Genomic DNA, 18,465 nt, shown 5'->3' on the forward strand with positions numbered 1-18,465 from the left:
ATGAAATTGCTAATTTTATAGCCAAAAATAGACTTCTAATAAATCCTAAACAGAGAAAAAAATTTCTCTGTTGTTTTTTCTCTTCTATCATTGCCGATTAAGGACTTTCAATATTTTCGCTATGAATCATTTCTCCCATTGCTACTACAATCTTACGTGGACCAACATAAGAATTACGCCCGTGAGCGATCAACATATTATCCAGCATTATTACATCTCCTTGCTGCCAAGGAAAACTAACTTGAGCTTCTTGATAAATTGCTCCAATTTCTGCCATCACCGAGTCTTCAATCTGGGAACCATCCCCATAATAGACATTACGAGGCAACTTCTCATCTCCCAACATTGATAATAAGGATTCTCGGACTGCTGGTTCGAGATATGATACATGGTGCAACTGAACTTGGTTAAAAAACACTGGTTCGCCAGTCTTAAAATGCTTAGTCACTGCTGGTCGAACCTTACGAGTTCTGAGACCATTACCAGAGAACCACTCCCAATCCATTCCTGCTTTACGACAATAGTCTTCAACCACAGCTTTGTCACTGGTATGAAAGAAATCTTGCCAACTTACATCCAATCCATCAGTATAGTTGCGGACATACATTAATTGCTTTTGTTCAAATCTTTCTCGTAGTTTTGGGTCAAGCAGTTTTAACACTTTTCGACAATCAACAATTGGCGTTTCTCCCCCTTGTTGAGCTGGTTGTACGCAGAAAAACCAGATTTTACTTGGCCAACAGTGCATATGAGAACTTTCATTATGAAATAAGATAGCCTGTTCTTGAGGGTAAGGGGTAGAACCATAAACTTTGCCAGAAACTCCTTCCCGGGGGAGATCGCCATAGTCGCCAAATAATCCTGGACAAATGGCCTCAGCAAAACGTTCAAAATCAACTACAGAATTGACCCCAAAATTACGGAAGAGGATAGCACCATTTTTTACTAGCTCTGTTTCTATAAAATCTCGATTGTTTTTTGCCCATTCTAGGATATTCAAATCATCTACATCTGGTACAATTACAAGAGGTAACATTTCCCCAGATTCTAAATAATCTGTCTTGACTAATTTATCCTGTGACAACTCCACAGCTTGTGTTTGCACTGCCATGAGTTTTTTTAGCTTGGATGCTTTATGCTTTTTCTTTTTGAGCGTTTTTTGTTCTTTTTCTTGATCGGTTAGCATTTCTAAATTATTAATTCGAGTATCAGGTTCAGTAACAATACTGTTTAACAGTATTTCAAAGTGAGATAACATACGTTTGATAGTGCTATCGTCGAAAAGGTCAGTTTTATAATTACAACTAATATTAATTCCCTTCTCTGTTTCTATTAAGAATAGAGCTAAATCAAACTTTGTTGTTTTACTCTCCCTCTGGAATGGAGTGATTGTTACTCCAGGCAATTCTAGAGGTGGCATTGGTGCATTTTGGAGGACAAACAATACCTGAAATAATGGTGTGTGAGTAAAATTACGGTCTGGTTGCAATGCTTGCACTAATTTATCAAATGGTAAATCCTGATGAGTATAAGCTTCTAATGTAACCTCTCGTACTCGTTTTAGCAATTCCCGGAAACTGGGGTTTCCACTTAAGTCAGTGCGTAATACTAGCAGGTTAACAAAAAAACCAATTAATGGCTCTATTTCAGTTCTGTTTCGGTTGGCAACATCAGTACCAACAACAATATCATCTTGATTAGTGTAGCGTTGTAGTAACACTTGGAAACCAGCTAGCATGGTCATAAATAAGCTAGAACCAGACTCCCGAGATAGGTTTTGTAATTTTTGGCTGAGTTCGGTATTTAAAGTTAAACTTTGAGTGCTTCCTCGAAAAGTTGGTACAGTAGATCGAGGACGGTCAGTTGGCAATTGTAACAATTCTGGGGCACCATCTAATTGCTCTTTCCAGTAATTGATTTGACTTTCTAGAACTGCTCCACTCAAATATTCTCTTTGCCAAACTGCAAAGTCTACATACTGAATTGGTAATTCTGGTAAAGGCGATGGTTTTCCTGTACAAAAAGCTTGATATAAGTTAGAGAATTCTTGAATGAATATTCCCATCGACCAACCATCTGAGACAATGTGGTGCATCGTAGATAAGAACAGATATTCTGTAGGTTCTAGCTTCAATAGAGTACACCTGATCAAGGGTGCTATTTCCAAGTCAAAGGGGGTAATTGCTTCTTTTTGTGCTAACTGAATCAGTAAAGTTTCGCGTTCAGTTTCTGAATGTTGTTGTAAGTCTACCATATTGATATTCATAGTGACTTCAGGGTCAATGACCTGTATTGGTTTTCCATTCACCGTCTGAAAACTGCTGCGTAGTATTTCATGGCGACGTATTATTTCTGATGATGCTTGAGTGAAGGCGTTAATATTCAAGCTACCACTGATACGAATTGCTCCTGATATATTATAAATAGCACTTGAACCTTCAAATTGGTTGAGGAGCCATAATCGTTCTTGCGCCCAGGATAGGGGGAACTCTTGCTTATGCTCTCTAGGTAGAATGGGAGGAAGACTTAATCCACTATTGGTAGCGCGTAATTCGTTTAATTTCTGGTCTAATTCAGCTGCAGTGGGAAATTCAAATAAGGTTTTGAAAGCGATCTCTACTTCCAAATATTGGCGAATACGGGAGATAACTTGAGTTGCTAGTAGGGAATGACCTCCTAGAGAAAAGAAGTTGTCGTGGATACCGACTTTAGTTATTCCTAAAACTCCAGCAAAAATGTTGGTAATAATTTCTTGAGTGGGGTTTTGAGGTGGAACATACTCCAATGAATTAGTTAGCTCGTCTGGTGCTGGTAAAGCTTTCCGGTCTACCTTGCCATTGGCAGTTAGTGGTAGAACATCTAAGAAGACAAAAGCAGACGGCACCATATATTCTGGTAATTTTGAGACTAGGTACGATCGAAGTTCTGTAATCTCTTGGGTTCCCTCGACACCAACTATATAAGCTACCAGTTGTTTATTCTCTGGTGTATCTTCTCGACAGACAACTACAGTTTGTTGTACTTGGGGATGGCTAGATAAAACTGATTCAATTTCCCCAAGCTCAATGCGGAAACCGCGAATCTTGATTTGATTATCAATGCGACCTAAATATTCTATGGTGCCATCGGATAAATAACGAGCTAAATCTCCAGTTTTGTATAGCTTTGAGTTATTATTATCAAAGGGATTAGGAATGAATTTTGCTGCTGTTAATTCTGGTCGGTTCAGATATCCACGAGCTAAACCAGCACCACCTATGTGCAATTCTCCTGGTACTCCCAGAGGTACTGGTTGCTGATGTTGGTCTAGAATATACAGTTGAGTATTGGCAATAGGGCAACCTATAGGAATTACTTCTTTGAGAGAGTCTTCTGGTTTCACCTGATAGACACAACAACCTACTACTGTTTCCGTTGGTCCATATTCATTAATTAGTTTTGTTTGTGGAGCATTGTTTGACCAAAATGAAACAGTTGTTGCTGGTAAAGCTTCACCACCAATAATAAATGCTCTAGTTTGCTCGGATGCTTTTTCTGGTGGTATCAGAGTGTTGAGTATTTGCAAGTGAGCTGGTGTCAATTTCACTAAACTCAAATTCCTCTGAGAGCATAAAAGTTCTTTCAGAGCTTCTATTTCATTATCTTCGGGTAACAAAATCATTTCTTTGCCTGTCAACAAAGGCGAGAAAAAGGCAGTTACCGTAGCATCAAACCCAATAGACGAATTAACAGGAACTCCATTTCCTTCTTTTACCTGATATGCTTTTGTACACCAGCTTAAATAATTTACCACTCCTCTATGAATAATCATGGTTCCCTTTGGTTTTCCTGTGGAACCTGAAGTATAAATTACATAAGCTAAATTATCTGGAGTTACTTCAATAACTGGGTTCTCAATACTTTGATTAGCAATAGTATCCCAGTTAGTATCTAAACAAATAACTTGTGCAGAATGTTCTGGTAAACTAGGCAATACTGATTCACTCGTTAGCAAAACTGGCATCGCTGCATCTTGCAACATATAAGCTAAACGTTCTGTTGGATAACTCGGATCGATAGGAACATAAGCACCTCCTGCTTTTAAGATTCCTAGTAATCCTACAATCATTTCTGGAGAACGGTTGATACAAATACCTACCAATGTTTCCGGTTTGACACCTAAACTTTGCAGATAATGAGCAAGTTGATTAGCTTTGGTGTTCAATTGCTGATAGGTTAATTGTTGTTTTTCAAATACTACTGCAACTGCATCGGGTGTTTTTTGTACTTGTTCTTCAAATAACTGATGAATACATTTATCTTGGGGATAAGATTCTTGAGTCTGGTTAAAATCAATTAGGAGTTGTTGCAGGTGATGACTAGCATTAATTTTTAACTTACTAATGTCTGCTACAGGATTTTCGACTACACTTGCTAATAAGACTTGGAATTGTTCAGTTAATATCTGGATATCTTCAGAATTATAGGCATTAGCATCATAGTGAAATTCTGCACTTAAGTTGTTATCTTGAGTAATTACAAGTTTGATTTTATATTTATCAGTACAAGTGTAAATCCTGTCTATTTGAAAATCAACATTTTGAGAAACATTATTCAGTTCTATAAATTCAAAACTCAGAGGTAAAAAATATTGTTCAGAGTAGTTTTCAGTGGTCGAAATAAATTGTTCCCAAGTAAAATAATCCTGCCATTTAAAAATATCAGATATTGATGCTTTTACCTGTTCTAATAATTCGTTAAACTTCAAGTCTTCCTGAACTTGAAAAGACAAAGGTAAATGTTTAGCAAATAATCCTAATGCTTGTTCTAAATCTTCATATTTTCGACCATCGCTCACCAGGCCAACTACAATATTTAACTTTCCTGTTAGTCGCCAGATTAATATTAACCAACAAGTTAAGAAAAAGTCCGATGTTGAGATATCTAGTTGTTTAGCTATGTTTTCTACTTTAGTAGCTAAATCTGAATCTATAATATTTTTTTGAACTTTTGGCTGAAATGCTTCTGACTGCTTTTCAAAAGGAAGTTTTAAATTGAAACGATTAGAAATGTCTTGTTTTTCCCAATATTCTTTTCCTAATTTAGCCTCTTCTGCTTCAAGTAATTGATTTTGCCATTCAGCAATATCAGCATATTGTAATTCAGCTTCTGATAACTCATTTCCTTTTAAACAAGCGACATATTCTTGATTAAGTTCATCGACTAAAAGTTGCAGACTTTTTGAATCAGCAATTAGAGCAGGTAAAGTAATTAGTAAAGTTTGTTGTTCAGGAGATACTTTTACAATAGATGCGTGAAAGAGAGAGTCTTTTTTTAGATCGAAAAAATTTTGAGCTAAATTTTCCAAAATCCTAGCAAATTCAGCAGTTTTATGAGTTGGTTCTACTTGAGTTAAATCATATTCTTTTTCCCAGAAAATATTACAAGAAATATTATCATCTCTAATAATTTGTACCCCAATAATCATGCCTGGCAATGAGTCGAAGTTTGTACGTAAAATTTCATGGCGTTCAACAATTTTTTGTAAAGCCGATTTTAGTCTTGGTACATCTACCTTGCCAGGAATTGAAATTGCACATTGAGCTAAATATATTCCAGTTTTTTCAGTTTTTTGCAACAACCACAGATGTTTTTGTTGTGGAGATAAACCATATCCTTCAGTAATTTCTTGTTCTGTTTCAGCTACCAAATTATTCATATTTTTACTGCTATTATTTTTTCGTAAATTATATATATTTATATAGCAATCCTATTTTATTTGTGTCAAAAATATTGCTACTATTTGGGAATATAAAATAGGCAATGGGTAAAAGTTTCGGAGCTTATTTATAGTTTTTGAATTTTTACAACCTACTTAGGATTGCTATAGTCGATCGGAATATAGTCAAATATGACATATTCTCCTGCATTGCTAGTTTTACCTTGATTGGGTGTTAGCGTTTGCGTAGCATTCCGCAGGAAAGGAGGCATTACAACACCCTAATTCCCATTGTCAAAGACATCTTGATAATTGATAATTAAAGATAATTTTCATTATTAATTATTAATTATTCATTATTCATTAATTTCGGCCATTCCTACTACAACTTTTCGCTTGCCAACAAAAGGAGTTCTACCATGAGCAGTCAGCATATTATCTAGTAATAAAACATCTCCAGCTTGCCAAGGAAATTCTACTGCTTCTTGCTGATATATTTCGCGAATCTCATCAAGAATAGATTTTTCAATAGGACTACCATCACCATAATAAGTATTACGGGGCAGTTCATCTTCTTCAAAAACAGATAAAAGTTGCTCTTGAACTTGCTTTGTTAAATTGGATATATGAAATAGATGAGCTTGATTAAACCATACCATTTCTCCTGTTTTTGGATGGGCAGCAACAGCTTGACAAACTTGATAAGTTCTTAGAGAATTTCCTTCTTGCCAATCAAATTTAATTCCCGCGCGATCGCAATATTTTTCTACTTCGGATTTATCATTAGTTTGAAAAACAGTTTCCCAAGGTAAATCTAATCCATTACCATAGTTACGGACATACATAATTTTTTTCTCTTGAAACTTTTCTCTAATAGTAGGATTAATACGTTCAAAAACCTTTCGACTATTAGCTATTGGTGTAGCTCCTCCTTGTGCTGATGGTTGAATACAATAAAAACAAATTTTCATCGGCCAACTGAGGGTATATGCCATTTCATTATGCAAAGGAATTGATTGTTCTGGCGGATATTCAGTGGAAGTATAGACCTGATTACTAACTTGAGTTCGGGGTGTTGAACGATAAGAATATTCTAACAATTTGCCAAAATTAGATTGCATAAAATTTTCAAATTCATCAATGCTATTTAATTGAAAATTTCTAAATAAAATCCCCCCCTCTTTTAACAAATGAGTTTCTATTAACTCTTGATTATTATTTGCCCAACTAATTAGATTTAATTTTTCTACAGATGGTTGGATAATGACTGGAAGACGACAATCTGGTTCTAGATAATCAATTTTAATCATGTCTTGAGGGGATAGTTTTACCCCTTGTCGTTTGATACTTCCTATTTTTTTTAGACTAGGTTGTTTAAGTGTTTGGTTCATAGTTTTTTTTAGGATTAGGATGTTAAAAAATGTTATAACAAACCGGGTTTGTGGAAGGTAAATGTTAGTATTGTGGGCATTTGATACAAACCCGGTTTCTCTGCTGGAGTGTTAGAAAATATGGTATAGGTAGATGATAGCGATCGCTTCATTCTACCTAAAGACTAAATTGGTTTTACCGAGTAGATTTTGGCTTTCGTTTAATCTTTTTCAGCATTTTGCGACTGTTGGCCTCAAGTTCTTGTTCCTTGAGAAGTTGTTGTCGTTTTCGGTCTTTGTCAACAATATCTAATAGCTGAGTTAACTTCATATCCGTTGGTTGGGTATTAGCTACAATAGCCTCCAATAAAGTTTTGAGATTTTCTAAGATTTGAACTATAGTCTGCGCTGTAAAACGATTGCCATCATAATCTATCCTCACCAATAGCTCCTCACCAGGCGCTACTACCATAGTTAAAGGTGTACTGGTTTTGAGAATATATTGAGATTTAGTTACGCTCACAGATTCGCTATTTTGTTTGAGAGAGTCATCCATCGGATAGTTCTCAAACACCACAATACTTTCAAATAAAGGAGTACCCCCAGGTAGTTCGCTCATACTCTGAATTTCTGCCAGTGGGCTATAGGAATACTCCTGTAATTCCGCTTGATGTTCTTGCAAAGCTTTCAACCAAGACCAAATTGATTCATTGGCAGAAACATTGACCCGCAGTGGTAAAGTATTGATGAATAGCCCCACTATATTTTCTACTCCTGGCAAACTGGGAGGACGACCTGAAACTGTTACCCCAAACAAAACATCTGACTCTCCACTGTAACAACTCAGAAGCACTGCCCACATACCCTGTATTAGTGTGGATAAAGTGAGCTGATGTTCTCGAACCTGAGATTCTAATGCTTTTGTCGTTGCAGATGATAAATGTAATTTTTGTATGTGGTCTATTTGTACAGCTTCAGAGTTATCGGACTTTGACTTATCCTCCAATAGTGGAGTTGGAGTCTTAAACCCTGATAGAGTTAGTCGCCAAAAAGTCTCTGCTGCCACAGAATCTTGTTGTTGCAACCAGGCAATGTAATTTTTATAGGGAACAGGGGTTGGCAGACTACTACCTTGACCCAGACACTCTGTTTGATAAAAGTTCAAGACTTCTTTAAAGATAATTGACGATCCCCAACCATCTATCAGAATATGGTGATGGCTCCATATAAACTTATAAGTTTGCTCCGACACCCGAATCAAAGTACAGTGCATCAAAGGAGCTTGGTTAAGTGCAAAACCTTGTTGCCTTTTGGTTGTCAGCAAAGTATCCAAATTATTTTGTTGTTCGGCACTAGAGAGGTTTTGCCAGTCCAAATAATCCCAAGGCAAATCTACTTGTTGATGCACTATCTGTAGTGGCTGTTTGCATTTTTCCCAGACAAACATAGTTCTGAGTATTGACTGACGGTCTATTACTTTTTGCCATGCTTGTTGGAAAGCTTCAACCTGAAATTCCCCAGATAAAGTTAAGACTAGCTGGTTAAAATAGGTTCCTGAATTTGGAGCGACTAGGACATGGAATAGTATTCCTTGTTGCATGGGAGAAAGAGGATATATAGACTCTATCTTCTTCAGTTTTTCTGCTGCCAATATTTGGTCGAGTTGCAGTTTGTTTAACTGAGCTAATGGAAAATCTGAAGGTGTATAACCACCCGCCTCTGGGGATAAACAATGTTCTATGAGTTGCTCTAATACTTCTATGTAATTACGGGATAGCTTTTCTATCGTAGATTCATTATGGAAATCACGGCTATACTTCCAGGTGACTTGCAGTTCTCCAGCCACTACTGCTGCATTTATATCTAATAAATAACTGCGAGTTCCCTCTGGACTATGATCCGTTCCAATAGATTCAGATGCTATTTGCCAATCTATTTCAGAGGATTGAGTGTTATCAAGTTGACCTAAATAGTTAAAACAAATTTGAGCTTTGGGTAATGTATTTAATTCAGAGTCGCCACTGAGATAACGCAATATTCCATAGCCAATTCCACGTTCAGGAATAGCTCGCAATTGTTCTTTCACTAACTTGAGAGTTTCTCCCAGTTTCTTACTATCATTACCTGCTAGCAGCACTGGGAACAAACTGGTAAACCATCCTACTGTTCTGGATAAATCTATATCTTCAAACAAATCTTCCCGTCCATGTCCTTCTAGCTCGATCGCTACAGTCGATTTCCCTATCCATTGACTCAAAGTGAGTAATGCTGCTGTCAATAGTACATCATTAATTTGGGTATTGTATGCCGCAGGAACTTCCTGTAAAAGGGCGCGAGTTTTTTCTAGACTTAGGCTTTCTGAAATCTCAGCTTTAGATGCAACTGTGTTTTGCTCTAAACTTACATCATTGTCTACTGGTATGGGAGTGAACTCAGACCAAGGTAGCGATCGCCAATAATTCAATTGTTGCTGTAATTTTTCTGATTTGGCATATTCCTGTAAACGGATAGCAAAATCTTGAAATGCTGTAGTTTTCAGAGGTAATTTTACAGTCTGTTCTTGTTCTAATTGTTGGTAAACTGTCAACAAGTCTTGTAGTAAAACGCGCCAAGAGACTCCATCAATTGCTAGGTGATGAATGATAATTAATAAACGGCGACCATTATTTCCTAACTCGAACAGCACCACTCGCATTAGCGGCCCCTCTGAAAGGTTCAAGCTCCCTTGTCGGTTGTTGGCTATTTCAGATAAATTAGCCGACTGTTGCGACTCCGGAATATCGGATAGATTTACCACCTCGAATGGTACTGTTTCATCAAGTTCTTGGTTTGTTTGCTGCCATCCAGTCTCTGTGCGGATAAACCGTAGACGTAAACCATCGTGATGTTCTAATAACTTAGATAAACTTTGAGACAACAATTCTGGCTTGACAGTATCAGGAACTTGCAACAATATTGATTGATTGAAATGATGGGGTTGGGATTTGTTTTGCTCAAAGAACCATTGTTGAATAGGAGTCAGCGGTACTATGCCACTAACTATACCTTGTTGAGCTAATGTCGCTGTTACACTTTCTGCTACCTGAGCTAGTTGTGCAATAGTTGGATATTGAAATATCTGTTTGGGAGTAATCTTGATTTGAGCTTGTTGAGCGCGGTTGACAACTTGCAGACTTAGAATAGAATCTCCACCAACTGTAAAGAAGTTATCGTGGATGCTAACTTTTTCAATCTTTAGTAATTCTTGCCAAATACTAGCTAAGGTTTTTTGAATAGGTGTTTGAGGTAGAACGTATTCGGACGTTCTGGTTAATTCTATATCTGGTGCTGGTAAAACTTTGCGGTTTATTTTGCCATTGGGAGTTAATGGTAGAGTCTCTAAGAAGACAAAAGCAGACGGCACCATATATTCTGGTAATTTTGACACCAGGTAAGGTTGCAGTTCCGCACTACTCAATGATGGGTTTGAGCTAACTATATAAGCTACCAGTCGTTTATTCCCTGGGTTGTCTTCCCGAATAATAACTACAGTTTGCTGTACTTGAGGATAACTTGATAAAACCGATTCTATTTCTCCTAATTCTATGCGGAAACCTCGGAGTTTCACTTGGTTATCAATACGACCTAGATATTCTATGTTACCGTCAGGCAAATATCGACCTAAATCTCCGGTTTTATATAACCTCTTCCCTCCTGACTCCGTACGGACGTTGCATGCAACGTCCCTACCTCCTGACTCCTTCCAGATAATGAATTTTTCTGCTGTTAATTCCGGTCTGTTCAGATATCCCCGTGCTAAACCTGCACCACCTATATGTAATTCTCCTGCAACTCCAATGGGTAGCAGTTGATTATTCTTGTCTAGAATATAAAGTTGGGTATTAGCAATGGGACGACCTATGGGTGTAGTTACTTTTCCACTTTCTATAAGGTTTAAATCATTTCCTACATTATAAATCCCTGACCAAATTGTCGCTTCTGTTGGCCCGTAGAGGTTCCATAACTCCATACCACTGTTATTGAGTTCCTTGGCCATTTTAACAGTCAATGCTTCTCCACCACACAATATTTTGATGTCTAAGTTAGCTTTAGATAAACCAGCAGTTAATAGCATTTGCCAGGTAGCGGGGGTTCCTTGCATTACTGTTGTTTGTGATTTTTGTACTTCAAGTAATAATTGATTACCATCGCTAGCTATTTCACGATCCATGACAATCAGTTTTGCTCCGACTATCAGCGGTAGATATAGTTCTAAAGCTGCAATGTCAAAGGATATGGTAGTAATGGCACTGAGGATATCTTCTGAAGTCAATTTAAGATAACTATTCATGGATACTAAGAAATTGACTACAGAGTGGTGACAAATTTGAACTCCTTTTGGTTTCCCGGTAGAACCTGAAGTATAGATTGTATAAGCTAAATTCTCTGGAGTCACCCTACTAACTATATTTTCAGAAGTCTGACTTGCAATAGCATCCCAATTGCTATCCAAACAGATCGTTTGTGCAGAATGTTCTGGCAAAAGCTCCATTACCGATCCACTGGTGAGCAACACTGGTACTGCTGCATCCTCTAACATATAACTCAAACGTTCTGCGGGATAACTGGGATCTATCGGAACATAGGCACCACCTGCTTTTAATATTCCTAACAATCCTATTACCATTTCCAGGGAACGCTCTATAGAAATACCCACCAATGTTTCTGCTTTTACTCCTAAACTTTGCAGGTGGTGAGCAAGTTGATTAGCTTTGGCGTTTAGCTGTTGATATGTTAATTCCTCCTGCTCAAATACGACGGCAACTGCATCAGGATTTTTCTCTACCTGCTCTTCAAATAATTGATGAATACATTTCTCTGAGGGATATTCGACTGCTGTATCATTCCACTCCACTAATAACTGATGGCGCTCTGCTTCTGTTAAGAGAGGAATTTGGGTAATAGGTTGTTCGGGATTGGCAATAATTGCTTCTAATAACTGCTGAAAATGATATCCCATGCGAATAATTGTCGTCGCATCAAAAATATCGGTATTGTATTCTAAAATTCCTTCAATTTCTGTGTCTATCTCTCTCATCGACAAAGTTAAATCGAACTTTGCCGTCACACTTTCTCCTACCAAAGGAGTCAAAGTTAAACCAGGTAGCTCCAGTTTGTCCATCGGCGCATTTTGCAAAATAAACATCACCTGAAATAGAGGACTATAACTCAGAGAGCGTTCTGGTTGTAAAGCTTCTACTAATTGCTCAAAAGGTACATCTTGACGAGCATAACTTTCTAGAGTCACCTGTCGTACTTGTTTCAATACATCTGAGAAACTAGGATTACCTTGCACTTGCAATTGAGTCCGCAATACTAAGGTATTTACAAAAAATCCCATCAATGGTTCAATTTCCGAGCGATCGCGATTGGCAATAGGAGAACCGACTACAATATCATCTTGGTTGCTATAGCGCGAGAGTAAAACTACAAAAGCACTCAGCAAAATCATAAATAAAGTAGCTCCTGACTCCTGACTCAGGGTTTTCAACTTCTGAGTTATTGTAGAATTTACCCGAAATGATTCAATACCTCCCCGGAAAGTTTGAATAGCTGGACGGGGGCGATCGCTAGGCAATTCTAATAATGGTGGCGCTCCTGCTAACTGTTGTTTCCAATAATTGAGATTAGCTTCTCGCAATTCTTGGGATAACCACTGACGTTGCCAGTAAGCAAAATCAGCATATTGAATAGATAACTCAGGCAAAGTCGAAGGTTTTCCTTCTGAGAATACTTGATAAAGAGTAGATAATTCTCGGATGAATATTCCAGTTGACCAACCATCGGTAACGATGTGGTGCATTACCACCGACAGAATATGAGATTCTGCTTCTAGCTTGAGCAGGGAAACTCGCAATAAAGAATCGTTACTCAAGTCAAAAAGTCTTGCTTGTTCTTCTTTTACTATTTTTTGTGCAGCAGTTAATTTTTCTGCTTCTGGCAATGACTGTAAATCTATTATTGGAAAACTGAAACTAGATGGAGCATTAATTACCTGTATGGGATTTCCATTTTTTATCACAAAATTTGTCCGCAAGACTTCGTGACGGCGAACAATTTCCTCAATCGTTTTTTCCAGAGCAGAAATATTGAGTTTTCCTGTTAGTTGTAGCGCAGCATGGTTATGGTAAGCGGTACTTTCTGACTCGAATTGATTGAGAAACCAAAGTCGTTGTTGGGCAAAAGATAGGGGAATATCCTTACTTCGTGAAATTGGTTCGATAGGAGGTAGTTGTAGTTTTTCTCCCTTAAATTCATCTATAGCTTTACTAATTTCTCCAATTGTAGGAAAGTCAAATAAATATTTGAGAGGAATTTCTGTTTCAAATGCTATTCGCAACCGAGAAATAACTTGGGTTGCTAATAAGGAATTTCCTCCTACTGAGAAAAAATCATCGTGGATGCCGATTTTTTCTACTTTTAATAGTTGAGACCAAATATTAGCTAAAAGTTCTTCTGTTGGGTTGCGGGGAGCAACAAAATTTTCTAATTCGCGACGGATACTGTCAGGTTCAGGTAAAGCTTTTTTGTCAATTTTACCGTTGGGAGTAAGTGGTAAAAATTCTAGTTTTACAAAAGCTGATGGGATAGCATAGTCTGCTAATTTATCTTGGAGAAACTGACGTAAATTATTAGGAGAAAATTGTTTTTTAGTAGGTACAAAATAGGCGATTAAACGCTTATTGCTAGAGTCATCTCCCTTGACAATAACTACGGCAGTTTGTACTTCTGGATGGGAGGCGATCGCTGCTTCTACTTCTCCCAACTCTATACGAAAACCACGAATTTTTACCTGGTTATCAATACGTCCGATAAATTCTATATTCCCATCTGGCAAATACCGTACTAAATCTCCTGTTTTATATAACCTCTTCCCTTCTAAATTCTGACTTGTGAGTTCTGTTTCCCTCCTTCCTTCTTCCCTTCTAAATTCTGACTCCTGACTCCTGACTCCTGACTCCTTCCAAATAATAAATTTTTCCGCTGTTAATTCTGGGCGGTTGAAATAACCACGAGCTAAACCAGCACCTCCAATATGAAGCTCTCCAGGAACCCCAACCGGAATTGGTTGCAATTTTTCATCTAATACATAGACTTGAGTATTAGCTAGGGGACGCCCGATGGGAACAGTTTTAGCATTGTAGTTGTTGGAGTTATCTACCGGATAGGTGAGAGCGCCGACTGTAGTTTCTGTAGGTCCGTAATGATTGAGAATACGACATTGAGGCAAGTGCTGTTGGATGTTGGCAATTAAATCCCAAGTTGCTGCTTCCCCTCCCAGGATTAAACATTGACGTGGCAACAAAAAGGGAGATGGGTTTGATGTTAAAAGAGTTGAGAGATGAGAAGGAACAATTTTTAAGTAGTCGATGGGATAGCGTTGAAAATAATTTGCTAGTGCTGTTGCATCGGAGGCACATTCTTGGGAAATAATGTGCAGACATCCCCCACTGCATAAAGTCGGGAAAATAACTGTGTTACCTAAGTCCGCAGCAAAAGTGGAGACTATTGCGGATGTCGCAATGGAAGAAATTTGGAGTTTTTCTCGGATACTGTGGAGATAATTTAGAATTTGTCGGTGTTCGATCGCCACACCTTTAGGTTTGCCTGTGGAACCGGATGTATAGAGAATATATGCTAGATTTTCTGTGCTGACTTTGCTAGTAGGATTTGCTTGTGGTTGTTGGGCAATATTTTCATCAGCTTTAGTGATGATTTTGATGTTTTGATTGAGGTTTTTTGGTGCAATTTCTGACTGAGATAATAGGATATTAACTCCTGCATCTTCTAAGCGAAAAGCTAAGTTTTCTTCTGGTAACTTTGTGTCTAAAGGTAAGTATGCAGCACCAGCTTTAAGAATAGCTAATATAGCTATAATTACTTCAAGCGATCGATCCATAAAAATACCAACTATTGTTTCTGCTTCAACTCCTTTTTTTTGTAAATAATGAGCGAGTTGATTTGCTTGATAATTCAGTTCTGCATAAGTAAGTTTTTGCTCTTCAAATACTACTGCTATATTATTGGGGTAAAGTTCTACTTGTGACTCAAATATTTGATGAATTAATTTGTCTTGTGGATAATTTTTTTCCGTTTGGTTTAACTCATCTAGAATAATTTTAATTTCAGATTTATTGAATATATTTAACTGGCTAATCGTAGTATCTATATTTTCAACAACACTGGCAACTAACGCTTCAAATTGTTTGGCAAAAGATTTAATTACATCAATATTTATCAGTTCGGAATTATATTGAAATTCTGCTATGAGAGATTCTTGAGTTTTGATACAATTCAACTTAATTTTAAAATCTTCAAAAATGACAGACTGATTTTCTAAACTAAAAGATAAGTCTCCTCCCAAGTAGGTTTTTGAGATATCAATAAACTCAAAACCAATACCTGGAACTTCTGTTTCTGAGTTAATAAAATATTCTTGCCTTTCTGAAGCTTCTGTGAGGCGATCGCTAATTTGTTCTAATAATTGAGTAAATTTCAAATTCTCTTCTAACTGACAAAAAATAGGTAAAGATTTTGCCAGTAAACCCATTACTTCTTCCAGGTCTTCATATTGTCTGCCAGAAAATACAGTCTTGACAGTAATATCCGATTGTTTTGTGAGTCGCCAAAGTAAAGTCTGCCAACAACCAAGTAAAAAATTTTCAATAGTAATATTAGGTAAAATATTTGCTTCTAACTTATCAATTACATTAGCATCTAAATTTAAACTATATTGTTCTGGTGTAAATTTTTCTGCTTCAGATTGAGACTTTTCAAAAGGTAAATTTACCCACTGGAATTGCTGATTTTGCCAATAAGCTATTTCTGCTTCTGCATCCTCTTCTTCTAATAATTCATTTTGCCATTCTGAAAATTGCAGATATTGCACCGCTTCCTCATCAAAATCTGATTCTTGGAGGCATAAATCATAGCTTTCACTAATTTCTTTAACCAAATTGTTTAGGGTAAAACTATCAGCGATAAGTGCAGGCAAGCTAACTAATAAAAGATGTTCCTCTTCAGACAGAGTTAGGAAAGCTGTAGGAAATATTGGTTGTTGGTCAAGTTGAGCCATCAAACCATTTTGATTCTGTAGTATTTCCCCTATTTGCTCGGTTTGTTTTTCCGATTTAAAGTTGCTTAAATTTAGATGATTCCAGTAAATATTGCCGTTATCTAAGATAACTTGAATCGGCATTTTAATACCGGGGCGACTTTGGAAAGTTGTCCGAAAATTGTCATGTCGGTTAAGAATTTTTTCTAGTGCCGATTTGAGAATACTTACTTTAACTTTGCCTTGAATTTTTATCGTACATTTTGCTAAGTAATTTAAGTTATTTTCTTGTAATCTCCAAAGATATTTTTGTTGGGGAGATAATCTAAATCCGGCGATAGTTGTAGTAGCATTCATAGTTATTTTTTATATTAAGAATAGTTTTTAAAATGAAAAAAATAGGTAAACAATAATAATAAAATTCATAGTTATATCGTGTCCGGTGGTATCGGAGGGTGTAAAAGTTGGGGAAATATTTACCTTATGTAAGGTTTTTCCTTCCCTCCTTCTTCCTTACCTATAAAAGACCGATGCTACCGGACATGATATAAATTATATTATCTATTGAAAGATAATTTAGGTATACTATTAAGGAAGATTTGACGAATCTTATAAAGGATACTTAATAGTTTTAATTTGATATTATCTTTTGATTTTGCTGCCAACAAATCTGCCATATCGTAATCAAAACATTTCTTGATTTCTGGTTTGCGGGATTTCTTGATCCAAGACAAAAAACGTATATATTCGGACTTATACGAATCCGATTTGAGGTCTATATGTTTTTGTGAAAAATCTCCTAGTTGCAAAAAATTCTCTGGTAGAAAATCAATCGAATTTATCAATGATATAATTTTGTCTGCTGCTTCATCTGGAGAAAGTAAGCCTGATTCTACTTTTTCGACTGTTTCCGTAGCCTTTTGGAAAAAACCATCGCCTAAACCTTCATAACTAGGAGTTAAACGATATAATTCATCATCTAAATTAATTTTTGATAATTCTTCTGCTTTACCTGCCTGGATTTTTAGGCTCTTTGCTAATCCTGCTTTTGCTTGACGCATAAAACTTCCAAGACCCCAAATACGTCTCCACGCATCCCAAAGATTATAATTGCAGAAAGAAATGTATGAGCAGTTTACTAAGTTATCATTATAATCAAGAAGTTTCTGCTGCAAACGCTCAACTTTAGAAAAATTTTCCATCGAATAGTCGTTTTCTGAAATAGCCTTCATAATCAGAGAGGCCAGAGGGAGCATAATCGTACAGCTATTTACTAATCCAAAAGAGTAGAGTGGATCGATGAATCCGGTAGCATGAGGAAGAACGTAAAATCGTTCTCCCGTGCATGAATGTGAAGAATATTGCAAACGATCTGTCGATATCCAATTTTGAACAGGTTTAGCATTTTTAAATTGAACAGCAACACCTGGATAATTTGAGAGAAAATTTTGAAATTCTTGTTCGGGAGATATATCTGTTTTCGGAAAACGGCGGGGATCGAGGTTAAGTCCCACACTACAAATTTGGTTCGTTGATTTTTCGTGATTGTTAAATGGAATCACCCACATCCAACCACCGTCAAATATGTGATGCAGAGTTCCTTGATACCAAAAAATCTCATCTTCATTTGTACCATTATTAACGCAGTCATCGTATCTCTCTACACCAACCATGTGAGTAAAAATACTTCTTGAGTGAGTCTTAAATCTAGTTGGAACTTCTCGCAAATTAAATTTACGACTAAGTAGAGAGTTATACCCACTGGCATCTACTAAATACTCAGAGGTAAATTTTTTCCCATCTTCTAATTCGACTTTAACTCCCTGTGAGTTTATATCCAAGTCTAATACTTTAGTTTTTTCTAAAAGTGTAGCTCCGTATTTAACAGCAACTTTTGCCATATAGTGGTCTACATCTTGGCGAAATAAGTGGCTGCTAGGGCGAACTCCAAGTTTATTGGTTTCTTGTAATTTTTGCTCTTCTCCTTGCCGATGATAGATGAAATTGAATGAACGCTTTAACCCACAAGCAGAAGGTGAAATATTTTCACAAATATTCTTAAAGGAACTTAAGTGCGCAATTTCAGGAACAGAATATTGATGACTGAGAATTTCCATCATTAAATCTGTATCAGGAGTCATAGCTTCTCCGATCGCAAATCTAGGATGTGCATTCTTATCAATTATGAGAACGCGGAGATTATGTTTAGCTAAGATAGTTGCTAGAATCGATCCTGCTAATCCTGAACCCAGAATAATTATGTCAAAATTTTGCATCTTTTTTTCACTCATTATTTATTTTTG

The 18,465-nt window shown here is 36.8% G+C and carries 4 protein-coding genes; all 4 read right to left on the bottom strand.

Annotated elements, in window-relative coordinates; all coding sequences use genetic code 11:
• Positions 1-97 precede the first annotated feature (97 nt).
• Entirely contained in the window at positions 98-5,698 is a 5,601-nt protein-coding gene (locus F6K06_RS18490; RefSeq protein ID WP_287242701.1) for a non-ribosomal peptide synthetase, read from the bottom strand.
• Between the two features lie 356 nt (positions 5,699-6,054).
• Positions 6,055-7,089, bottom strand: coding sequence for a TauD/TfdA family dioxygenase (locus tag F6K06_RS18495; RefSeq protein WP_287242702.1), 1,035 nt, complete (start codon positions 7,087-7,089; stop codon positions 6,055-6,057).
• Between the two features lie 175 nt (positions 7,090-7,264).
• Positions 7,265-16,519: a non-ribosomal peptide synthetase gene (locus F6K06_RS18500; RefSeq protein WP_287242703.1), complete on the bottom strand. Its 9,255-nt coding sequence runs from the start codon at positions 16,517-16,519 to the stop codon at positions 7,265-7,267.
• Positions 16,520-16,719: 200 nt separating this feature from the next.
• Positions 16,720-18,453: an NAD(P)/FAD-dependent oxidoreductase gene (locus tag F6K06_RS18505; protein WP_287242705.1), complete on the bottom strand. Its 1,734-nt coding sequence runs from the start codon at positions 18,451-18,453 to the stop codon at positions 16,720-16,722.
• Positions 18,454-18,465 lie beyond the last annotated feature (12 nt).

Origin of the sequence: Okeania sp. SIO1H4 (assembly GCF_010672695.1) — a bacterium.
Taxonomy (GTDB): domain Bacteria; phylum Cyanobacteriota; class Cyanobacteriia; order Cyanobacteriales; family Microcoleaceae; genus Okeania; species Okeania hirsuta.

Excerpts from the sequence above, each read along its gene's own strand:
- F6K06_RS18505 (WP_287242705.1), bottom strand. The coding sequence starts at position 18,453 with ATGAGTGAAAAAAAGATGCAAAATTTTGACATAATTATTCTGGGTTCA.
- F6K06_RS18500 (WP_287242703.1), bottom strand. The coding sequence starts at position 16,519 with ATGAATGCTACTACAACTATCGCCGGATTTAGATTATCTCCCCAACAA.
- F6K06_RS18490 (WP_287242701.1), bottom strand. The coding sequence starts at position 5,698 with ATGAATAATTTGGTAGCTGAAACAGAACAAGAAATTACTGAAGGATAT.
- F6K06_RS18495 (WP_287242702.1), bottom strand. The coding sequence starts at position 7,089 with ATGAACCAAACACTTAAACAACCTAGTCTAAAAAAAATAGGAAGTATC.